Raw genomic sequence first — 21,404 nt, 5'->3', positions numbered from 1 at the left:
ATCCAGGACATCCGCGGAAAGAACGGCTCCGAAGGCGACTTCGTCATGAACCGTCCGCCCGTCGGCCACGGCAATCCCACCGCGATCGACGAATCGTCGGACATCTACGACACCATCGACTGGCTGGTGAAGCACGTTCCGGAATCCAACGGCAAGGTCGGCATCATCGGCATTTCCTACGACGGCTTCGAGGCGATGATCGCCACCATCCGTCCCCACCCCGCCCTCAAGGTGGCCGTGCCGATCAACCCCATGATCGACGGCTGGATGGGTGACGACTGGTTCCATCGCGGTGCCTTCCGCCAGCAGATGATTCCTTACATCTACGGCATGGTGAATTCGCGCCACAGCGATATCGGCTGGACCAGCGCTTTCCGCGACGACTACGACCTGTACCTCCACTACGGTTCGGCAGGCGACGTCGGCCGCGCCTACGGCATGGAGGCGCTGGGTTTCTGGCAGAAGATCCTGGCCCACCCGGCCTACGACAGCTTCTGGTCCGAGCAGGCTCTGGACAGGATCGCAGCGAAGGAACCGATGACCGTGCCGACGATGCTCGTGCACAGCCTGTGGGACCAGGAAGACAACTACGGGGACATGGCCGTCTACCGCGCACTGGCGCCTCGCGATCCGAAGCACGAGAAGCTCTGGCTGGTGCTCGGCCCCTGGCGCCATGCGAAGACCTGGGAGAGCGCGAACACCATCGGCGCCCTCAACCTGGGCAGCGATACCGGTACCGCCTTCCGCCAGCAGATCCTGCGGCCGTTCCTCGCGCAGTACCTGAAGGACGATGCACCGAAGGCGGACATCGCCCCGGTCAGCGCCTTCGTCACCGGCGAGAACGTGTGGCGCAAGCTGGACCGATGGCCGTCGGGCTGCCGCGAAGGCTGTGCGCCGGCGATGCATCGCTGGTATGTGCAGGCGGACGGTGCCCTCGGCGAATCGGTGCCCGCCGACGGCGCCGACGAGTACGTATCCGATCCCGCGAAGCCCGTGCCCTACCGCCTGCGTCCCATCCAGCCGTGGTCGCACGGCGTGCCGGACCAGGTCGACAGCTGGCCCGAGTGGCTGGTGGACGACCAGCGACAGTTCGCCACCCGTACGGATGTGCTCACCTACGTTTCTCCGGTGCTCGAACGTCCGATGGGCGTGGCGGGCGAACCGCTGGTACACCTCCTGGCATCCACCAGCGGAACGGATAGCGACTGGGTGGTGAAACTGATCGACGTGTACCCCGACGAAGTGGAAGAGAAGCCGGCCATGGGGGGCTACCAGCTGCCCATCGCGATGGAGATATTCCGCGGTCGCTACCGCGAAGGCTACGACAAGCCGAAGGCGCTGGTAGCGGACAAAGCGCTCGAATACCGCTTCCCGCTGCCCACGGTGAACCACGTCTTCCAGCCCGGCCATCGCGTGATGGTGCAGATCCAGTCCAGCTGGTTCCCCCTCTACGACCGCAACCCGCAGACCTTCGTCCCGAACATCTTCAACGCAAAGCCGGGCGACTACCGCAAGGCCACGCAGCGGATCGTACGGGATGGCGAGAACGGCACCTATGTAGAACTACCGATGACGCAGTGAACCTCGCACCGTTACACGACCGAAAGGGAGCCAACCGGAGGTCAGTCTTTCGCCAGTGCGCTGACCGTGTGGATCATGAGGTTGTCGATGCGCAGGATGCCGCCATCGAAGGTCGTGCTGAGGTGGATCTCGCGGACCGTGGTGCCTGCGGGAGCGTGGCAGCTGTAGTTGCCGGCGTGCACCGTGGCGCCCGACCATTCCGAGGTCTCGGGCCCGCCGCTGAACACGCAACCCAGCTTGACCGCCTGCTCTCCCGGCGTCTGGATCCAGTAGTCGAAGGACACATCGCTGCCGTGCATGTCAGGCCCGAGCACGATGCTGGTGAGGTTCGTACGTTCGGACGTGCCCGGGCGAATGGCCAGGTAACGACCGGACAGGGGACGCATGCCGGAGTCGGCGCGCTCGCCGTAGAGAAAAGGCCCTCGGCGCGAGGCCACGAGCGTGTAACGGCCGCCCGGGTCCTTGAACGGGGTGGCGATGGTACCGGAAGGCAAGGTTTCGAAATCCACGAGTTGCCCCGCTCCCAGGGGCAGTGCTTCCTGCGCGTGCACCGCTGCGGCGGCGCAAAGGAGGAACGGAAGCCAGCAAAGTCTCGTCTTCATAGGGTCAGAAATCCCAGCGCAAACCAAGGTTTGCCGACCAGCCTCGAGTCCCCGCTTCCCCCAGGTTCTTCTGCCAGTCGGCCTCGCCGTAGATCGACAGCCGGTTCGCCCAGGCGAACGTGCCTCCGAACCCGATCTCAGCCATCCGCCCGAAGCTTCCACCGGCAAATGTCTGCGCAACGTCGTAGCCTTCCGCGCCCACCCTCACACCGGCCCGGCCACCCCAGCCACGGATGTAGTTGATGCGGGCATACGGCGTGGCCTTGCCGCCACCGTCGGTCAGCCAGGTGCGATGAACGCGCAAGCCAGCCCGCCCTATCGTCTGCTCGAACGCGCGGTAATGCGTGGTCACGCCTTCCAGGTCGGTCTGGTCACGCAGGCCGATGTGCTGACGCACCAGCTGCAGTTGCGGCTCCAGCGCCCAGCCGCCGTCCAGGATCCACGGGTAGCCGGTTTCAACCGAGCCGCTCCAGCCGGAACCGCGCACGCGCGCGACGCCCTTGCTTCGCGCCGTGTCGATATCGCCCTGGTGACGGTCGCCCGAAGCGACCGCATCGATATAGAAGCCGCTTTGCTGCTGCCAGGTCAGGAACATGGCGATGGCGTTGGAGTAGAACTCGGCATGGCTATGTCCGTCCGCTGCCTTGGGGTCGAGGCGGGTCGTGCCGTGCGTATACGCCACGCCTGCGCGAAGGGCGGAACGGTCCGCGTCGAACGCAAAGATATTCACGCCGACCTGGAAGGCACGGGTATCGACGTCGTAGTCGTATCCGAATGCGCGGAAGGAACGGTCGGTGGAATAACTATAGTCACCGGCCATGTAGCGGACGAAAGGCTCGCCTCCCAAGCCGTCGCCGCTATCGTCCATATCGCGGATCTCGCCGAGGCGGCGATGCAGGTTGTCGATCGTCCGGTATTCGTAAAGCGCCAGGGCCGAGGGCGAGACGACATAGGCGGGAACCTGCGGTACCACCGCCGGCCTGGACTCCACCTGCGGCAGCGGCCCGGCAGGTTGCGGCGGCGCAATGAACGGAAGGCCCGGCGGCGGCGTCGGTGCGGGCGATGCCGTGGTGGGCGGCGGGCACGGCCCCTCGCATACGAGCACGTTGGCGAGACGGTAATCCCAGTACGTGCTCCCACTCGTCGTTCCGCCAGTCACCCGCTGCGCGGCATCGCTGGCACCGGGCTCGAACGCATACAGCCCGTACTGCCATGGACCGAAGGCGAGGTAGCCGCCGTCGAGCCGGAACGCACCGCCGCTCGATGTGCCCGCCACCTGGACGATCGAGATGCCCTCGCCGGCACCCACGTAGCCGCTGCCGTCCACATCGGTGAGCGCACCCGAACTTGTCGCCGCCGGCGTCACCGAGATCACGGTTTCACCGGATGCGTTTCCCTGCACCAGCAACCGGTCCGTCGCCTGTGCCGCGAGCGCACCGCCCTGGTCCAGCCGGCTGACGAGATGCAGGCGCCCGGGCGATCCCGTGTAATTGCCGTCGACGGTCAGGCTGTTGCCCGGTGAACCCGCGCCGTTGGTCAGGTCGATGCTGCCGGCGTTGGTGACGTTCGCCGAGCCCGGCGAAGCTCCCGCGATCACCGGGTGAACCCCATCACCTGCGTACAGGACGGACGTAGGGTCGATGGTCACTTCGCTGTTCGCCAGCTTCACGTTGCCGGTCAGCGTGAACATCGCACCGTCGGCGAAGGCGATGGTGTTCCATCCCGTGCCCAGGTTGATGCCTTTGCCGGGCATGTCGGCGGCGAAGGAGCCGCCGCGCGCTTCCGTGCCGTCGAAGGTCAAGCTATTGCCACCGCCCGAACCCGCGAGCAAGTGGTATGTGGACGAGGTATCGACCGCTCCCACCGTCGCGGTGTTGTTCGCTCCGTCGCCCATCGTCAGGCCACCGTCGAGCGTACCGCCGGTCCATGCGAATGTGTCGCTGCCGCCGGCCGTCGCGATGTCGCCGCGAACCGCTCCCCCGTCCATCGTCACCGTATCGTTCCCCGCGCTGCCGAGCACGGCCTGCGTCGCTGGCGTCGCCGCCAGCACACTGCCGCTGTTGGCGAAGCGGGTGCCGCCGCCGTTCGAAAGATCGACCACGGGGGAAACCATGCTCGCCGAAGCCAGCACGCCGCTGTTGCTCACCGAGGAAGCGGTCCCTGCCAACAGCGCGGGGCCCCCGGCCGCATGACGGATATCGACGGTCGCCGCACTGGACACGGCGCCGCTGGTCAGGGCCTGGATGCCGGTCGCACCTGCGCCATTGCCATGCACGACGAAGCCGTTGCCGATGACGAGGTCCGCACTCGCAGGCGAGCCGTCGGCACGCCGGAACGCATAGCCGACGCCCTCGCCGTCGACCTCGAAGGTGGCGCTGGACGCCGGATCGATGGCGGTGGCCGTGCGCAGTCCTGCGCCGTCGACGGACCGGAGCGTGGCGCCCGTCAGCGTGATGTCCGGGATTTCCGCCGCATTCTCGATCGCGTTGCCGGTGCCGAGCGACGTGATGGTCGTGCCGTTGGCCACGAGCGACGTGGCGCCGCTGTCGAGAAGCACGCCGTGCGCCGAGCCGCGGGTGACGATGGCGGAATCGCCACTGCCAAGGACGAGCCCGGCACCGTCCACCAGCTGTACGCCGGCGACACCGTCGTCCACCGCGATCGTGCCGGCGGGATTCAGGCGCTGCGTGCCCCCTCCCTCCACGCGGACGCCGGTGCCGCTGCCGACGTGGAGCGTTCCGTTGTTGGCGAACCTGCCGCCCGAACGAAGGATCGCGCCCGTCGCCGCAGGCCCGCTCAGATCCACGGCGGCGTTATTGATCGCGGACGCGTTGGTCTCGACGATGAAGCTGGTAGTGCCGGCGCCAGTGAAGTTCATTGCACCGGCGTTGGTCAGCGATGCGCTGTTACGAGAGATGAAGCCGATGACGCCCGGCTGCGCGGCATTGAGGGTGGCCAGGCTGGTCAGCGACGTGGCAGCCACCGGGCCGCCAGTGTTTGCTCCGGTAAGGCTGTGCTTCTGGCCATCCGCGACACCGGCCACGGCACCGGCGCCGGTCAGCGACATCGAGGTGGCGGCATCGATGGTCGCGGCCGATCCACCTTCTGCCACGACACCCTGCGCACCCGGCCCCGAGACCGCGATGCTGGCGTTGCGCGTATTCAGCACCGAGCCCGTACCGCTGCCGAGGATGCCGGTGGACTGCGCACCGGAGGCGTCGATCGCCAGTCCCGTGCCGTCGAAGTCGGCGCCGCTGTCGAGGCGGAACAAGGTCGATTGCGCCGTGGACACGTTCAAGACAGAGCCACCGTTGACACGGATATGCGCGTTGTCGCCATACGCGAAGAAGCCGATCTGCTTGCTGCCGCTCGCGAAGGCAGGTGCGGCGCCCGCCGCCACGTCCACGTTCGCTCGTCCGCGCGCGTGGATGCCGATCGCACCGTCGCCGAGCAGGTTCACCGCCCCCCGCACGTTCGCGCTCGCGGTCGCACCGCCCTGCCCTTCGGCCCAGACGCCGATGTTGCGCGTGCCGCTGGAGGGGTCGGCACCGCCGGCCACGTTGATCGTGCCGGTCGAGGTCACCTGTGCCGCGTCGTCCCCCGTGGACAGCGCCTTGATGCCGGTGCCGTTCACGCCGTTGAGGTTGATCGTTCCGCTGTTGACGACGCCACCGCCGGCACCGCCATCCTGTACCAGCAAGCCGACGTTCTCGCGCGGGACGGCCGCCGCGCGGCCGTTGATGTCGATGGTGCCGGCATTGTTCACCACGGCTCCCGGCGCGGTGACCAGGATGCCCGCGGCATTCTGCGTGAGCGTGCCGATGACGATGTTGCCGAGGTTCGTCACCGTGCCGTCCACGGGCACGTTGATGCCCGTGGTGAGGCTTCCCTGATTGACCGCGATGTCCGCCGCCGGCGAGCCTGCTGTGGTCTGCGGACCGCGCCCGATATAGATGACGCCACCGGCGGCATTGGTGAACCGCGCCGATGCGTCGTTCACGTAGACGCCATCCATCGACCCGTTCGAACGCGAGCCGGTGACGCCGACGTTGACGATGCCGCTGTTGGTGGCGCTTGTTCCCGCACCGAGACGGATGCCCGTCGACTTGCCTGCGCCATTGGTCGAGCCCGTGGCGAGGTTCAGGATACTGGTGTTGTCGAAACTGCTGGCCGTCTCGAGATCCACCACGTTGGAACCATACGCGCTGTTGATGATCGCGCCGGCATCGTTGCGGAAGAAGTTGCCGTTGATCACGCCATGGTTCGCGCCGGTACTGCCGCCGGCAAGAACGATCGCCGACCCATCGCCGGCCGTATGCGTGGTGGCCAGCGTGCCGTCGACGGTCACGCTCGCGCCGCCTTCGCCGCGAATGGCTCCATTGTTGGCGTTGGCCACCTCGAGCATGGCGCCTGCGGCGACGGTGCCATGGGCGTTCGGACCCACCAGGTGCATGACGATGCGATCGCCGATCGGCTGGGCGACCTCGTCGGGCGGGCTGTCCGCCGTGATGCCGTAGACGATGTGCTCGGTGGTCCAGCTGAAACCCTGGGCGAAAAGGCCGGCGTAACGCGCGGGATCGAGATTGCCTGCCTGCATCTGCGCAATGAGGAAATCGTTGTAGCTGCGCAGTTGGGCGTCGTTGGTGACCGTGTGCGCGCTTGTCACGCCATCGCTCGTCGTCACGTTGAAGCTGCCGCCGAAATGCGCCACGTAGGTGACGCTATAGGTCTGCGGCTCGGTGGGCTGCGCCACTTCGCCGGTGAACGTGATGCGGTTGTTCGAGGTCCAGTTGATGTCACTGGCCGCGCTCCCGGTACCGTCCGCGTAGAAGAGCGAACTCTGCTTGGCGGCCATCGTCCAGCCGTTGGCATCGGCGCTGGAAGCCTGGCCAGGAACGCCGATGTTCACCGTGAGCGTGCCTCCCGCGGAGGTCACGGTGGCGACGCGCGCGTCGATGTACTGCTGGTCGTTCACGTTCACCACGTCGGGTACCGTCGTGGCGTAGGTGACCGGTGCGGTCGGGAACAGATTGGCGGTGTTATAGGCGGAAACGACCCGCCGCCCGCCGGTGATCGGATCGGGAACGCTGACGCCGAAGTTCTGCGTGCCGGGATTCAGGCGTGGAGCATCGATCCATTCCTTGCCCGACATCAGCCGGTTCAGCGCGTCGAGCGCTCCGAGCGTCGTACTCTGCGATCCGCTCAATCCTGCCTGGAATTGCTCGGGACCCGATATCGTGACATCTGCTCCGGCAGCGACGACGGTCTGTCCGACCTCGCCGTCGTTGTTCACGGGGTCGTAGGGCTGCAGGGCGACCTGTTGCGCTCTCGCAGAAGGCAGGGCGGCCAGTGCGCCAAGGATGGCGAGATGAAGAATCCGGCACGTACGCACCGTGTCGCGGCACGTTCCCTTCGGGTGTCCGCGCGACCCAAGCGACAGCTTCATGTTCTGGTCCCTACTGGCGCCGTCGTCCCTGACGACATGACGCACCGCGGCTACGTCCCCTTGCCCTTCCCGCGCCGCCCGGCGAATCCTGTTCCGCCTCGCAAGAAGGCGGGCGGCGATGCAGTCAGCAGTAAAATCACCTAGGTGAACCCGCCGTGCACATCCGCCCGCCGTTGCCGAAACAACCTACAAGTGCCGCGTTCTTGCCAGATATCCAGCTAGCGCGGGCCGGGATCGGGACCACGCAAGCGCGACGTGGGTACGCCGCGATAACCCCAGTCCTCCATCGAGATTTCCTCGATCACGACATGCGTCACCTCGGGCGACTTGCCGAGCACGCGTTCCAGCGTTTCGGTGATTTCGGCGATCACCTGGGCTTTCTGCTCAGGGGTATTGCCTTCACGGGTGATACGGACACTGACGAAGGGCATGGCGGCATTACCAGCGGCCGGTGCTCGCGCCGCCGTCGACCGGGAGCACGACACCGTTGGTGAAGGAGCTGCGCACGAGGTAGACCACGGCCTCGGCGATGTCTTCCGGGCGGCCCATCCGGCCCATCGGATTCAGCCCGCTCAGGAAGCCGTGCGTTTCAGGCGCATGCATCGGGGTTTCGATGATCCCCGGCGCCACCGCGCTCACGCGCACGTTGTGCGGCGAGAGCTCGAGCGCCAGCGCGCGGGTGAGGTCGTTGAGGCCGCCCTTGATCAGGACCGCCAGGCCCGCCGTCACATTGCGGTCGGCGTGGATGCCGAGGTTAGCCGTGATGTTGACGATGTGGCCCGACTTGCGCGCCGACATATGCCGCGCCGCGACCTGCGACGGATACACGACGCCGCGGAGGTTGGTGTCGATCATCGCATCGATCTCCTGCACGGTGTAATCCGCGAAAGGCTTGGCGATGAAGATGCCGGCATTGTTGACCAGCACGTCGACCTGGCCGAACGCCTCGATCGCGTGGTCGAACAGGCGCTCCGCCGTTTCCGGCGAGGCGATGTCGCCTGCCACGGTGAGGAAACGCTCGCTGTTGCCGAGCGCTGCGGCGGCCTCGTCGAGGCGCTCCTGGCTGCGGCCGTTGCCGAGCACGTTGTAGCCGAGGTCGAGGAAGGCCTTGGCGATCGCGAAGCCGAGGCCGCTGGAGGCGCCGGTGACGATGACGGTGTTGCGGGTGCTCATGGTGCTGCTCCGAAAGATTGAGGGGTCCCGGCCGTGCGGCCGGGCTGATGCACAATCTATTGATGCGCCGCCTGTGGATAAATATGATTCGGAGCAAATGACTCGTTACATGGTGTAAAGACATGCACCGGCAATTCGATGACCTGATGCTTGGCAGCATCGAGCTGTTCTGCCTGGCCGGCGAACTGGGTGGCTTCACCGCCGCGGCCACGGCCGCGGGCGTGACGCCTGCCGCGGTGAGCCGCTCCGTGGCGCGTTTGGAAGCTCGTCTGGGCGTGCGCCTCTTCGTGCGCAGCACCCGCCAGATCCGCCTCACCGACGCCGGCCGCGTCTACATGGAACAGTGCCGGCAAGCCCTGGCCCAGTTCGCCGATGCCGGGCGCATGGCCACCGGGCAAGAGACCCAGCTGTCGGGACGGCTGCGGATCAGCGTTCCCACCACTTATGCGCATTACCGGCTCTTGCCCCGCCTGCCGGCTTTCCACCGCGAACATCCCGGCATCCGCCTCGACGTACACATAGCCAACCGCAACGTCGGCTTCGCGGACGAGGCGTTCGATCTCGCGATTCGCGTGCGCGCACCTGCCGACTCCTCGCTGATCGCACGCCACCTCGAAGACGCGCCACTCGTGATCGTCGCGGCGCCTGCCTATCTACAGGCGCATGGCACACCGCGTTCGCCGGCCGACCTGCCGGCACACGAATGCATCCAGTTCGACCTGCCCAGCAGCGGCCGCCGCATTCCATGGCTGCTTCGCGATCGTGGCGAGGACATCGAGTTCGAGGTCGAGAGCAGCTACACCCTTTCCGAGGACGTGCTCGGCGGCGTGACCCTCGCCCGCGCGGGTGCCGGGCTGTTCCAGGCCTACCGATTCGTGGTGGAGGAGGACCTGGCCAAGGGAACGCTGGTGGAGGTGCTCGTCGATTTCGGCGGCCGCACCCGTCCCTACAACGTGATCTACCCGCACAGCCGCTTCGTGCCACCGCGCGTGCGCGCCTTCATCGATTTCCTCGCGACAGAGGTGACGCCGCAGCCGGGTCCCCTATACTCCCGCGCATGAAGCCCAACGTCCTGCTGCAGTACATCCTCCCGCACCGCTTCCTCTCGCGCATCGTCTACCAGGCGACCCGGTGGGAGTGGGGCCCGTGGAAGAACTTCCTCATCAGGGAGATCGTGAAGCGCTACGACGTCGACATGGGCCAGGCGGCCCAGCCGGATCCCTTCGCCTACCAGCACTTCAATGCCTTCTTCACCCGCAAGCTGAAAGCCGATGCACGCCAGGCCGATCCCGATCCCTTGGCGCTCGTCTCGCCGGCGGACGGCCGCATCAGCCAGTCCGGGCGCATTCGCGACGGACGGATCTTCCAGGCGAAGGGCCAGGAGTACACCGCGGCCGAACTGCTCGGCGACGAGGCGGCGGCCGTGCCGTTCCGCAACGGCAGCTTCGTAACCATCTACCTCTCGCCGCGCGACTACCATCGCGTGCACATGCCGCTGGAAGGCGAGCTCACCGGAACCACTCATGTGCCGGGCCGCATCTTCAGCGTGGCGCCGTTCGCGGTGGAGGCCATTCCCCGCCTCTTCGCACGCAACGAGCGCCTGGTCTGCCACTTCCAGGGCGAACACGGCCCGTTCGTGTCGGTGATGGTGGGCGCGATCCTCGTCTCCAGTGTCGCCACGGTCTGGGACGGCCTGGCCATTCCTCCGTATGCGTCCGAGATCCGCCGGCACGATTGCCGCGACCGGCACGTGAAGCTCGAGCGCTTCGCCGAGATGGCCCGCTTCAACATGGGTTCGACCGTCATCCTCCTGTTGCCGGAGGGTTACACGCTTGACGAACTCGCGCCCCAGCAACAGGTTATCGTCGGCCAGAGGCTGGGCCGCTGGACCGGCCGCCCCGGCACGAGCCCCTGACCAGGCACGTCACAATGTGACAAAAACGTCTTACATTTGACGCATGGCCGGGGTATCCTCCCCGGACCGCTACCTTCATCGGGGGAGGGGCGCGGGGCCACAAGAGCATCCGTCTAGGGGAAGCCGTCCATGCGTCTGGTCAGTCATCTCATTGCCGTGAACCGCGAAATCCGCCTTCGCCGGCAGCTCGCCGATATCGAGCGCGTCGTACTCGCACTCCCGGTCCGCGCTCATGCCGACCTCCAGCAACTGGTGCGGCGCGAGATGGAGCAGGCCGCCGCCTGCGATTTCCCCCACCTGTACGGCACGCCGCCGGAAGAACGCTATAGCACCTACGGGCACGGGCCGGACATCGGCCTGGGCAAGGCCCGCTCGGAAAATCCCCTGATCGCCACGCGTGGCGTGGCCCTCTGGATCGCCTGCGTCTACCACGAGACCCTCGATTCACGCCGCCCCGGCATGGAAGAACTGCACCGGCAGATCCTGCGCCTGATGCGCCAGATCAAGGAGTTGTCGGCATCGGAACGACGTGAGCCCAGCGCGAGCTGGATGACCGAGCCACACGCGGCGGCATAACCGCAGGCGTCAGCGACACACGGGCAGACGGATCGCCTGCCCCACCTTCAACTGGTGCCCCTTCAGGCCGTTCATGCGGGCGATGTCCTCGACATCGGCGCAATTGCTCTTGCGTGCGATGCCCACCAGCGTGTCGCCACGGCGCACGGTGTAGTGCTTCGACGAACCCGACGAGGCCTTGGCTGGCGCCTGCGAGGGACCATACGCCAGCGCGGCCGACGTCGCCGCCGGAGGTGCCGGCGCGACGATCTTCACCGCGTTGTGCAGGTCGCTGGCAAGGATGGGCCAGGGGCCGTCGGTGCAACTGGCCGCATAGGCCTTTTCGAGCTGTTTCGGCACTTCCAGCCGCGCGCCCATCGGCTGGCTCACCTGCGGATCGAGGCGCGGGTTGAGGTTGCGCAAGGTACGGAACCAGCCCTCCGGCATGCCCTGGGTCGAACCCAGGCACACCGTGAGTTCGGCGATCGATGCCGGACGCTTCAGCACGATCTGCCCGGCCTCGCCGTCGATCTTCGGCCAGGTCAGGTGGTAGCTGTCGGGATGCAGGAACAGCCACGCGGCGGCGAGCACCATGGGCACGTAGTCGCGGGTCTCCGCGGACATCTGGCCGTAGATCTGCGGGTCGTAGAAGCCCGCGCCGGGGTTTGCCGCGGCGAGGCGGCGCATGCGGCCCTCGCCTGCGTTATACGCGGCGAGCGTGAGTTCGAGGTTGTTGTTGAAGACGCCCAGTTGCTCGTCGATGTATTCCGCATTGGCCTGCGCGGCCATGGTCGGATCGAAACGCTGGTCGAAGCCGTCGGCGTTGGAAAGGCCAAAGCGCAGGCCCGTCGAATACATGAACTGCAGCGGGCCGGATGCGCCCGACCGCGACACCGCATGCACCTTGCCGCCGGATTCCTTGGCCAGGATGCCGAACAGCAGCGCTTCCGGCAGATCGGCCTTCTTGTACGCCGGCCACATCTTGTAGCGCATCATCTGGTAATTGACGTACGCGTCCATCAGGTTCGGGCGCAGCTGGGTCAGCCACATTTCCAACGCGGCCTTGACCGGGCCATTCATCACCATGAGGTCGGAGAACTGCTGGCCCTTGAGCATGGTGACGCTGCGCTGGGCCTGCGGCAGCGTGCCGATCGCGACGGAGCCGGCTGCCTCGGCGGGCTGCGCGCCCGCCTCGGCTTCCTGCTCCGTGTCGTCCGCGTCCTCGCCCTCGATGAAGCTGCCGTCTTTCAGGCGAAGCAGGCGATCGAACACGTCGGCGAAGCGCTGCTGGTCGCAGCCCGCGGTCAGCGCGCACCGCGCCGACGCATCCTTCAACTGGTCGAGTGCCTGCTTGCGCGTGCGCTCGGCCGCGGGCGTATCGCCACGGCGCGCCTGGTCGATCGACGCCTCGTACCCCTTGCTCGCCTGGTTCATCCGGTCGTACAAGGCATTGACCTCGGGGGTCGCCTTGCCGGAACGGGGGGCGCCGCTCGACGCGCAGCCAGCCAGGATCGCAAGCGGCAGGATCAGAAGGGGGCGCGGGATACGGACAGACATGCACGGACTCGGGGGTAAGACAATGCTGGCAACGTTACCCCCCGGGGCGGCAGGACTCAAGCGCCTTCGGGCGAAAATCCTCCGTAGCGGCGCGCCGTTGCGTAGACTTGTTCAGGTTATTCTTCAGGCCACTCTAAGGAAGAAGCATGCCAACGATACTGATCGGACGAGGCGACGATGCCACCGTCGCCCTCGACTCGCGCTACGGCAACCGTCACGGCATGATCGCCGGGGCCACCGGCACCGGCAAATCGGTAAGCCTCATGCTCCTCGCCGAGGGCTTCTCCCGGATGGGCGTGCCCTGCTTCCTGGCCGACGCCAAGGGCGACCTCGCCGGCCTCGCCCTGGCCGCCGGCGCCCCCTCGGAGAAACTGACGGCGCGCCTGGGCAAGCTCGGCCTCGCGGACTGGAAGCCCCAGGCCAATCCGGTGGTGTTCTGGGACATCTACGGCAAGTCCGGTCATCCCGTGCGCGCCACCGTGTCGGAGATGGGCCCCACCCTGCTTTCGCGCATCCTCGAGCTCAACGACACCCAGGAAGGCGTGATGGAGGTGATCTTCCGCGTGGCCGACGACGAGGGCCTGTTGCTGCTCGACCTCGCCGACCTGCGCGCCATGCTGGGCTTCGCCGCCGAGCACGCGAAGGACATCTCCGCGCGCTATGGGCTGATCAGCGCGCAGAGCGTCGCCGCGATCCAGCGCGCCCTGCTCAAGCTGGAACAGGACGGCGCGGATGCGTTCTTCGGCGAACCGGCGCTGGAACTGGCGGATCTAATGCGCCAGGACATGAGCGGCCGCGGCGTCATCAGCGTGCTCGCCGCCGACACGCTCATCCTGAAACCGCGCCTGTATTCCACCTTCCTGCTCTGGCTGCTGTCCGAACTGTTCGAGCAACTGCCGGAGGTGGGCGACCTCGACCAGCCGAAGATGGTGTTCTTCTTCGACGAGGCGCACCTGCTGTTCGACGATGCGCCCGCCGCGCTGCGCCAGCGCGTGGAACAGGTGGTGCGCCTCATCCGCTCGAAGGGCGTCGGCGTGTACTTCTGCTCGCAGAACCCGGACGACGTACCGGGAGAAATCCTCGGCCAGCTCGGCAACCGCGTGCAGCATGCGCTGCGCGCGTTCACGCCGCGCGACCAGAAGGCGGTGAAGGCCGCCGCCGAAACCTTCGCGCGCAACCCGAAGCTGGACGTGGTGGAGACGATCGGCACGCTCGGCACCGGCGAGGCGCTCGCGTCCACGCTCGGCGACGGCGGCGTTCCGTCGCCGGTGCAGAAGGTGCTGGTATCCACGCCGGAATGCCGCATCGGCGCCATCACCGCGGAGGAGCGCGCCGCCGTCCGTTCGCGCTCGCCGGTCGGCGGCAAGTACGACGCTCCGGTCAACCGCGAATCCGCGGAAGAACGGCTCGCCGCGCGCGCCAGCGAAAAGAACTCGCCCGACGCGCCACCGGTGAAGGGCCAGGAAAAGGACGAGGGCGGCACGGACTGGGGCGGTGCGGTGCGCGATGCGGTCTTCGGCACGAAACGCCGCCAGGGCATGCTGGAAACCATGGCGAAGTCGATGGTGCGTACCGCCGGTTCGCGGGCCGGACAGCAGATCGTGCGCGGCATCCTGGGCAGCATCTTCGGCGGAAGGCGCTGACCATGCCGAGGCACGAACTCGCCGACGCGGGCATGCCGTTCGGCGAGCGCGCCCGCATCGGCTGGCGTTATCCCATGCGCGGCGCCGCGCCGATGACCATCGGCGCGATCACGCTGTTCGAAGCGCTCACCTTCTTCCCCATCACCGGGCTGCGCCTGCTCGTGATCGGCCTGGGCTGGGTCGCCGTCTACACGTACGCCTTCGAATGCCTCAGGCACACCGCTGACGGCTATGCGGACCCGCCGGAGCTGGCGATCAACAGCGAAGACAGGACCAGCGTCGCGCTGATCCTCATCCAGCTCACCGGCAACGCCATCGCCGTGCTGGCACCGATTTTCTTCGGCGTTCCGGGATTGCTGGTATCGCTGGTGTTTGCCTTCGTGCTGCCGGTCATCACGATGTCGCTGACCTTCGACGGGGTCGGCGCCGCCTTGAATCCGGTCACATGGGCGGCGGCGATAAGCCGCTTCGGCAAGCCCTACCTGCTGCTGTTCGCGGTCATGCTCGCCAGCAGCCTGCTCCAGGCGGCGGCACAGTACGCGCTGCAGGATCACGGCCCCACCTTCTTCGGCACGCTGGGTTACTACCTCGTCGCCAATTACCTGACCGTGTACAACTTCCACCTGATGGGTGCGCTGATCCACCATCGCCATGAGGCGCTCGGCTATCGACCGGAATCCATAGCGATCGCCGAGGCCGCGCAGCCCGACGACGACGCGGCGTTGCTTTCGCATGTGAACCTGATCGCAGGGGACGACGTGCCGGCTGCGACCGACATCCTCACCGAGCGGCTGCGCGAAGGCCTCGCGCCGCCTGCGCTGCACGCGCGCTACCGCCAACTGCTGCGTGCGCAGAAGCGCCTGCCCGAGCTGCTCGTGCACGGGCAGATCTGGATCGCCGCGCTCGTGGTCGCGAAGGAATCCCGCCGCGCGCTTGGCGTGGTGCAGGACTGCCTCGAGGTGGACCCGGCATTCCTCCCCGACGACACGCTCACCTGTGGCCCCCTGGCCGACACCGCGGCGCATGGCGGCATGACCCGGCTCGCGCTTCACCTGTCGCTGGGCTATCTGCGCACCTGGCCGCGCGACATGGGCGCGCCGCATTACGGGCTGCTCGCGCTGCGCATGCACGAACGTCTGGGCCAGGTAGCCGAAGCCGCGGCCCTGGGCCGGCGCCTGTTGACCGACTATCCGGAGCACCCACTCGCCGCGGACATCGAGGCCTTGCTCGCGACCTTGGCCAGTACACGCAAGGTGCCGTCATGAGCCGCTGGCGTCCCCCCTCGCCCTCGTCCACCGCGATCATCACGCGCGACGGCTTCGAGCGGCTGAAGGCCGAACTCGATCACCTCTGGCACACCGTGCGTCCCGAGGTGGTAAAGGCACTCGCCGCCGCCGCGGCCGAGGGCGACCGCTCGGAAAACGCGGAATACACCTATCGCAAGAAGCAGCTCGGCGAGATCGACCGGCGGGCGCGCTACCTCAGCAAGCGCATCCCTGTGCTCAAGGTGGTCGAAGCGGCACCCACGCAGCGCGATGCGGTGTTCTTCGGGGCCACGATGGAACTCGAGAACGTGGAGAGCGGAGAGAGCGTGCGCTATCGCATCGTCGGCCCCGACGAGACGGACGCGCGCAAGGGTTGGATCAGCGTGGACTCGCCCCTGGCGCGCGCCGTGCTGAAGAAACGTGTCGACGACGAATTCGAGGCCGAGCTGCCCGGCGGCCGGACGCGGTTCGTCGTGGTATCGGTGGACTACGACTGAGTCAGACCGGCGAGAGCTGTGCCGCGCGCCGCTCCAGGCCATCCGCGAAGCGCGCGATGCCTGCCGCGAACGCGTCGAGGGACACGGGGTCGACCTTGCCGCCGTCGCGCAGCGCCATCTCCATGCGCTCGCCCTCTTCGCCGATGGCGAAGCTGCCGAACACGGTCACGCCGCCCAGCACGTGGTGGAGCCATCCCGCCACTTCGTCCGCGTCTGCACGCTCCAGCAGCGAGGGAAGGCGGCGCAATGCGTCGCGAGTGGTGGCCACCCCCGCGCGTATGACCAGGGCGACCTTGTCGTCGGATCCGAAGGCGCGGCGCATGCGCTCCATGTCGAGCGCCGGAAGCTCGTCATCCAGCGGAGCAAGCCAGCGCCCAATGGCAGCATGGAACGCTTCCAGCCGGATCGGCTTGCACAGCAGGTCGTCCATCCCCGCGGCGAGGCACCGCTCGCGCTGGTCGGAACGTGCATCCGCCGTCATCGCGACGATCGGCAGGTGCCGCCCCGTGCCCTCTTCGCGCCGGCGCAGCTCACGCGCCACCTCGTAGCCGTCCATGCGCGGCATGTGGCAATCGACCAGGAGCAGGTCGTACGGCGACGCCTCGAGTGCCGCCAGGGCGGCGATGCCGTCTTCGACCACGTCGCACTCGTAGCCGCGCAAGGCCAGCTGCACGCGCACCAGTTCCTGGTTCACGGGATGATCCTCGGCGAGGAGGATGCGCGCATCGCGGCGGCCGGCAGGCAGCGCCGGCGCGGGGACTTCCGCGGCGAGCGTGGCCTGCCGCGGCGCGTCCGCCACCGGGAGGACCAGGGTCACGGTCACCGCCGTACCGCGACCGGGTTCGCTTTCGATCGCGATGTGGCCGCCCATGCGCTCGATCAGCCGCCGCGAGATGCTCAGGCCAAGCCCGGTGCCGCCGAAGCGGCGGTTCGTCGAGGAGTCGGCCTGGCTGAAGGGCGCGAACACGTGGCGCAACTTCGCCGCATGGATGCCGATGCCGGTATCCGTCACGACGAAACGGAGGCGCTGCCGCGCGCCGTGCCGCTCGTCCGCATGGACATCCACGCGCACCTCGCCCTGAATCGTGAACTTGATCGCATTGCCCAGCAGGTTGAGCAGGACCTGGCGCAGCCGCCCGTCGTCCACCAGGAGGAACGGCGCGAGCGCCCCATCGATGGCCACGCGCAGCGCCAGGCCCTTGGCTTCCGCCTGCGCGGCGAGGACCGCGACCGCGCCCTCGACGATGGCACGGACGTCGGCCGGCTGCGGATCCAGCTCGAGGTGTCCCGCCTCGATCTTCGAGAAGTCGAGCACGTCGTCGAGGATGTGCAGGAGCGCTTCGGCCGAATGTTCGATCGTCGACACCATGCCGCGCTGCGCTTCGTCCAGCCGCGTGCGCTCGAGCACGTCGAGCAGGCCGATGACGCCGTTCATGGGCGTGCGGATCTCGTGGCTGATCGTGGCGAGGAAGTCGCTCTTCGCGCGCGTCGCCGCCTCCGCCTCGTCGCGCGCCCGCGCGACACCGCGGGCCGCGAGCTCCTGCGCGGTCACGTCCACCCAATAGCCGTTCCAGCGCACGCTTCCGTCCGCCGCTGCGAGCGGCACCGCATCGGAACTGAGATAACGCACGCGCCCGTCGACCTGCGCGCGGACCGTGACGTGCAGCGGCTGGAGCTCCCGCGCGGAACGCTCGAAGGCCTCGCGGAGCTTCTCGCGATCCTCGTCGAGCACGGGGGCCAGCATCGTGGCCTCCCCCGCCAGCAGTTCCGCCGGCTCCATGCCGAGGATGCTTTGCGGATCGCCGCCGACGTAAGTCATCGCATACGTGCCATCGGTGGCGCGCACGGCCTCGTAGACGACCGCCGGCACATGCGCGGTGACTTCGGCGAGGCGCCGCTCGGTGCGTTCGCGCCGGCGCGTTTCGCGCCGCAGGTTGAGGTACGCGTAGCTGATCGCGATCAACGACACGAGGAGCACGGCGACGAACGGCAGGATGCGACTGGCGATCTCGTGCCAGGTGGGACCGACCACGTAATGCGAAGCGAACCAGGTATTGCGGATTTCCTGCTGCCGGTGCGTCGGCAGGTTCACGAGCACGCGATTGACCAGGGGCAGCAGGGGCGCGAGGTCGCGGCTCACGCCGATCGCGATCGCTTCGTCGACGCCGGTGGGCGCAGCCACCTTCAGCTGGCCGAGGAAGGCGTCGCGGATGAGGTAATCCACCGAGGCGAGGTTGCCGACGAAGGCGTCCCCTTCGCCGGCCGCGAGACGTCGCATGCCTTCGCGTTCGGTCTCGGCGGGGACGGCCTGCACATGGGGGATGCGCGACAGGAGGCGGCGGATCGGCTCGCGCGTCAGGTTTCCGAGCACGCGCTTCCCGGCAAGGTCCTCCGCTCCCGCGATGGTGGGGGCTCCCTCGCGGGTGACGATCATGATCGGGAAATCGAGGTACGGGACGCTCGGCTCCAACTGGGGCGACGTGGCGCTTTGCGGGTTGATCGCGGCGACGAGGTCCACCTCTCCCCGCCGTACCTTTTCCACCGTGCCTGCCCAGTTCTCGCTGGGCACCTGGGTAAGACGGATGCCAAGCTCGGCGGCGATCTCGCGCACGTAGTCGAGCGACAGGCCTTCGGCCTCGCCCTTCCCCGAGAGCAGGCTGAAGGGCGCGTAGCTCGGGTCCACGCCCAGGCGCAAAGGCGGCAAGGCTTTCAGCCAGGCCTTTTCTTTCTCGCTCAGCGGAATGCCGGCCTGTCGCGGGCGGGGGGCGATGTCGCGACCGACCCAATGCGCGCGGAGCCGGCCATGGTCGGCCGCAGTCAGTTCGCCAAGCGCCTCGTCGATGGCATGCCCCAGCGGGGCCCGGTCCGCGGGCACCGCGAAGGCGAGCGCGCTGATGGGCAAGGCGAGCGGCGCCCCGACCCGCAATTCGCCTTCGAGACCCAGCCTGGAGACGAACTCCCTCGCCGAATAGGGATTGTCGATGTACGCCGTGACCTCGCCGGAACGCACGAGCGCCAGCGCTTCCGCGGTCGAACGCGTCTCCACGAGGGTCGTCTCGGGCAACTCGCGCCGCAGGGCGTCGACGTCGAAATAGCCCGTGTGGACCGCGAGCCGCTTCCCGCGCAGGTCGCCGGGGCGGTGGACGATGGGGGCGTCGGCCCGTTCCACCAGCGCGGGAAGCGACTCGAAATACGTGGCGCCGACGCGAATGCCCGGCATGCCCTTTTCCAGCGGCGTCACCGAGGTGGCGACGTCGATCTCGCCGCGCGCCAGCGCACTAAGCAATTCCGGCCAGGTGGCATACGTTCGCGTCTGCAGGGTGATGCCGAGCTCACGGCCGATTTCGCGCAGGTAGTCGGGCCCCAGGCCCTCCAGCTCGCCGTCTCGCAGCTCCTCGAAAGGCGGATAACCCTCCTGGTACGCCCCCACCGTAATCACCGGGTGGCGGCGCAGCCAGTCGGCATCCTCCCGCGACGGCGGCGTCTGCGGGGACGCCTGGGCCGGGGCCGCCAGCACGAACAGTATTAACAGGAGCAGGCGTCGGATCACGGGTGAGCTTCGTCGGAGGGGCCTTCATGGGCATAATCGATGGGAAGTCCGCCGTACCGCAATGCAGGAAGGAGAACACGAGACATGCCACTCAAGGCCATTCTGGCAGACGACCACCCCCTGGTCCTCGTTGGCGGCGCAATGGCGCTGAGGACAGCGCACATCGACGTGGTCGGGGAAGCCAGCGCCGCGGACGAGCTCCTGGCCATGCTCGCGGAGCGCCCCTGCGACGTCGTGATTACGGATTTTCTCATGCCGAGCGAACGGCAGGACGACGGGCTCGCGCTCATCGAGACGATCGCGAAGACCTATCCGCGGCTTGCGGTCGTCGTGCTCACCATGATCAACCGCCCTGCGGCCCTGATGTCGATGCTCCACCGCGGGGCCCGCGGCATCGTCGACAAGCGTGCGCCGATGGATGAACTGCCGGTCGCCGTGCGCGCCGTCGCGAGTGGCGAGACCTACCTCAGCGAAACGCTGCTCGACATCCTCAACGAGACCGACGAAGTGTCCGAGGCGATGCCGGGCGCGCCCCTGTCGCGCCGCGAAACCGAAGTGATCAAGGCGTTCGTCGCAGGCATGTCGCTGCAGCAGATCGCGGAGCGTGAGGGCAAATCGGTGAAGACCATCAGCCGGCAGAAGCGCGATGCCATGCGCAAGCTGGGCGTGGATCACGACGGCTTGCTGCTCGACTACGTGCGCGATCACGGGTTGGTGTAGGAGCGCGCCTGCGTGTACTGCATCTCTCGCGCCAGTCCCGAAGCTGGCGCGCCAGCTCGGTGTCACGGCCTCAAAAGATGTCGCGCGCGTTGCGCGCTCCTACAGTAATGGGGGCGGGTAGGTGCGGCCTGGGCGTAACGGCTGGAAGCATGGCGCGCTGGTGTAGAACGACTCGCTCGATGTGTCCGCATGCCATCCCGGTATGCCGGATACCGGCAGCGGACGCAGTTCCAGCGGATCGTTGAGGATGGCGCCGGAAGCGATGGCTTCGCCACAGCACCTGGCGGCATCGTCCGCTCCCATCACAACGAGGGCCTTTCCGACAAGCAGCTTGCCCGGCGTCAGCGCATGCTCCAGCAAGGCGTGCCCGAACACCTGGACACGTGCCTCGCCTCGCAGCCACGCGTCACGGCAGGTCCAGAACAGCCGGTGCCAGTCGTGTGCGTTCCACGCATCGAGCATGGCCACGTCGCTCAACGTCACGATCAGGCCGGCTTCGTCGAAATGGGTGAGCGCGTACTGCGGGCGCGACCGCTCGTGCGGACCCATGATCGCGATCTCCGCCATCTGCCGTGCGTTCAACGCCTGTTTGAGCGCGCCGTAGCGCAACCACACGAAGGCATTGAAGAGGTCGTGCCAGTTCTCCGTGCGAGTCGCGATGGCACCGTGAACGGCGATGCGCTCTTCGTAGTGCAGTCCATCGGCGAGCAAGGCCCTGTCCTGGGCGACGAAGCGATGGCGCGATCCCGCGGGCCATAGGGCGTTCAGCTGTTCGACGGCGGGCCATTCGGCGCCCTCCATCAACGGCGCGAAAGCCGCCCACTCCGACAAGGGAGGCGACGCGAGCACGCTCCTGTCGAGCGCCTCCCGCGTCGGCGCCACGTAGCGCATCGACTCAGG

The 21,404-nt window shown here is 67.5% G+C and carries 15 protein-coding genes; 8 read left to right on the top strand and 7 right to left on the bottom strand.

From position 1 onward, the window contains the following. The coding region (locus ACR9ZH_RS15160; protein ID WP_481291590.1) for a CocE/NonD family hydrolase at positions 1-1,581 on the top strand (1,581 nt) is incomplete at its 5' end. Positions 1,582-1,622: 41 nt separating this feature from the next. On the opposite strand, the gene ACR9ZH_RS15155 is transcribed toward ACR9ZH_RS15160, so the two are convergent. The 4 genes from ACR9ZH_RS15155 to ACR9ZH_RS15140 all read right to left on the bottom strand — a co-directional run bounded on the left by ACR9ZH_RS15155 (position 1,623) and on the right by ACR9ZH_RS15140 (position 8,802). Next, complete coding sequence (locus ACR9ZH_RS15155) at positions 1,623-2,183, bottom strand: hypothetical protein (RefSeq protein ID WP_481291589.1); 561 nt, start codon at positions 2,181-2,183, stop codon at positions 1,623-1,625. Positions 2,184-2,187: 4 nt separating this feature from the next. Then, positions 2,188-7,629, bottom strand: a complete 5,442-nt coding sequence (locus ACR9ZH_RS15150) for an autotransporter outer membrane beta-barrel domain-containing protein (RefSeq protein WP_481291588.1) — start codon at positions 7,627-7,629, stop codon at positions 2,188-2,190. Positions 7,630-7,847: 218 nt separating this feature from the next. Then, positions 7,848-8,060, bottom strand: coding sequence for a tautomerase family protein (locus ACR9ZH_RS15145; RefSeq protein WP_481291587.1), 213 nt, complete (start codon positions 8,058-8,060; stop codon positions 7,848-7,850). Between the two features lie 7 nt (positions 8,061-8,067). Then, positions 8,068-8,802 carry an SDR family NAD(P)-dependent oxidoreductase gene (locus ACR9ZH_RS15140; protein WP_481291586.1) on the bottom strand — a complete coding sequence of 245 codons (735 nt, stop codon included), beginning with the start codon at positions 8,800-8,802 and terminating at the stop codon, positions 8,068-8,070. Positions 8,803-8,924: 122 nt separating this feature from the next. Between ACR9ZH_RS15140 and ACR9ZH_RS15135 the strand changes: the two genes are divergently transcribed. The 3 genes from ACR9ZH_RS15135 to ACR9ZH_RS15125 all read left to right on the top strand — a co-directional run bounded on the left by ACR9ZH_RS15135 (position 8,925) and on the right by ACR9ZH_RS15125 (position 11,293). After that, positions 8,925-9,863, top strand: coding sequence for a LysR family transcriptional regulator (locus ACR9ZH_RS15135; RefSeq protein ID WP_481291585.1), 939 nt, complete (start codon positions 8,925-8,927; stop codon positions 9,861-9,863). Next, the gene (gene asd, locus ACR9ZH_RS15130) at positions 9,860-10,717 is read left to right on the top strand and encodes an archaetidylserine decarboxylase (protein WP_481291584.1); all 858 of its coding nucleotides are present in this window, start codon (positions 9,860-9,862) and stop codon (positions 10,715-10,717) included. Before ACR9ZH_RS15135 ends, asd begins: the two co-directional genes overlap by 4 nt. A 129-nt stretch (positions 10,718-10,846) precedes the next feature. Further along, entirely contained in the window at positions 10,847-11,293 is a 447-nt protein-coding gene (locus tag ACR9ZH_RS15125) for a hypothetical protein (protein WP_481291583.1), read from the top strand. 9 nt (positions 11,294-11,302) lie between these two features. Here ACR9ZH_RS15125 and ACR9ZH_RS15120 read toward each other — a convergent pair whose 3' ends face one another. Continuing rightward, positions 11,303-12,829: a transglycosylase SLT domain-containing protein gene (locus ACR9ZH_RS15120; protein WP_481291582.1), complete on the bottom strand. Its 1,527-nt coding sequence runs from the start codon at positions 12,827-12,829 to the stop codon at positions 11,303-11,305. A 146-nt stretch (positions 12,830-12,975) separates the two neighbouring features. Between ACR9ZH_RS15120 and ACR9ZH_RS15115 the strand changes: the two genes are divergently transcribed. From ACR9ZH_RS15115 to greB, 3 genes are read left to right on the top strand one after another with little or no spacing between them, the layout of a single operon-like run. Beyond that, positions 12,976-14,472, top strand: a complete 1,497-nt coding sequence (locus ACR9ZH_RS15115) for a helicase HerA-like domain-containing protein (protein ID WP_481291581.1) — start codon at positions 12,976-12,978, stop codon at positions 14,470-14,472. 2 nt (positions 14,473-14,474) lie between these two features. Then, entirely contained in the window at positions 14,475-15,737 is a 1,263-nt protein-coding gene (locus ACR9ZH_RS15110; RefSeq protein WP_481291580.1) for a tetratricopeptide repeat protein, read from the top strand. Then, complete coding sequence (greB, locus tag ACR9ZH_RS15105) at positions 15,734-16,234, top strand: transcription elongation factor GreB (RefSeq protein WP_481291579.1); 501 nt, start codon at positions 15,734-15,736, stop codon at positions 16,232-16,234. The genes ACR9ZH_RS15110 and greB overlap by 4 nt, the downstream gene beginning before the upstream one ends. A 1-nt stretch (position 16,235) precedes the next feature. Here greB and ACR9ZH_RS15100 read toward each other — a convergent pair whose 3' ends face one another. Continuing rightward, on the bottom strand, positions 16,236-19,784 hold the full coding sequence (locus ACR9ZH_RS15100) for an ATP-binding protein (protein WP_481291578.1): 3,549 nt from the start codon (positions 19,782-19,784) through the stop codon (positions 16,236-16,238). Positions 19,785-19,868: 84 nt separating this feature from the next. On the opposite strand from ACR9ZH_RS15100, the gene ACR9ZH_RS15095 reads away from it, so the two are divergent. Next, positions 19,869-20,504, top strand: coding sequence for a response regulator (locus ACR9ZH_RS15095; protein ID WP_481291577.1), 636 nt, complete (start codon positions 19,869-19,871; stop codon positions 20,502-20,504). Between the two features lie 99 nt (positions 20,505-20,603). On the opposite strand, the gene ACR9ZH_RS15090 is transcribed toward ACR9ZH_RS15095, so the two are convergent. Next, positions 20,604-21,395, bottom strand: a complete 792-nt coding sequence (locus tag ACR9ZH_RS15090) for a DUF3025 domain-containing protein (RefSeq protein ID WP_481291576.1) — start codon at positions 21,393-21,395, stop codon at positions 20,604-20,606. Positions 21,396-21,404 lie beyond the last annotated feature (9 nt).

Source organism: Luteibacter sp. SVR4-7G (assembly GCF_056755555.1).
The sequence above is the reverse complement of the archived record's forward strand: the minus strand, read 5'-3'. Positions and strand labels throughout refer to the sequence as shown.

What these genes read in the sequence shown, in the direction of transcription:
- ACR9ZH_RS15150 (WP_481291588.1), bottom strand. Translation starts at nt 7,629, where the DNA reads ATGAAGCTGTCGCTTGGGTCGCGCGGACACCCGAAGGGAACGTGCCGC.
- ACR9ZH_RS15090 (WP_481291576.1), bottom strand. Translation starts at nt 21,395, where the DNA reads ATGCGCTACGTGGCGCCGACGCGGGAGGCGCTCGACAGGAGCGTGCTC.
- ACR9ZH_RS15115 (WP_481291581.1), top strand. Translation starts at nt 12,976, where the DNA reads ATGCCAACGATACTGATCGGACGAGGCGACGATGCCACCGTCGCCCTC.
- ACR9ZH_RS15120 (WP_481291582.1), bottom strand. Translation starts at nt 12,829, where the DNA reads ATGTCTGTCCGTATCCCGCGCCCCCTTCTGATCCTGCCGCTTGCGATC.
- ACR9ZH_RS15140 (WP_481291586.1), bottom strand. Translation starts at nt 8,802, where the DNA reads ATGAGCACCCGCAACACCGTCATCGTCACCGGCGCCTCCAGCGGCCTC.
- ACR9ZH_RS15125 (WP_481291583.1), top strand. Translation starts at nt 10,847, where the DNA reads ATGCGTCTGGTCAGTCATCTCATTGCCGTGAACCGCGAAATCCGCCTT.
- ACR9ZH_RS15135 (WP_481291585.1), top strand. Translation starts at nt 8,925, where the DNA reads ATGCACCGGCAATTCGATGACCTGATGCTTGGCAGCATCGAGCTGTTC.
- ACR9ZH_RS15110 (WP_481291580.1), top strand. Translation starts at nt 14,475, where the DNA reads ATGCCGAGGCACGAACTCGCCGACGCGGGCATGCCGTTCGGCGAGCGC.
- asd (WP_481291584.1), top strand. Translation starts at nt 9,860, where the DNA reads ATGAAGCCCAACGTCCTGCTGCAGTACATCCTCCCGCACCGCTTCCTC.
- ACR9ZH_RS15145 (WP_481291587.1), bottom strand. Translation starts at nt 8,060, where the DNA reads ATGCCCTTCGTCAGTGTCCGTATCACCCGTGAAGGCAATACCCCTGAG.
- ACR9ZH_RS15155 (WP_481291589.1), bottom strand. Translation starts at nt 2,183, where the DNA reads ATGAAGACGAGACTTTGCTGGCTTCCGTTCCTCCTTTGCGCCGCCGCA.
- greB (WP_481291579.1), top strand. Translation starts at nt 15,734, where the DNA reads ATGAGCCGCTGGCGTCCCCCCTCGCCCTCGTCCACCGCGATCATCACG.
- ACR9ZH_RS15095 (WP_481291577.1), top strand. Translation starts at nt 19,869, where the DNA reads ATGCCACTCAAGGCCATTCTGGCAGACGACCACCCCCTGGTCCTCGTT.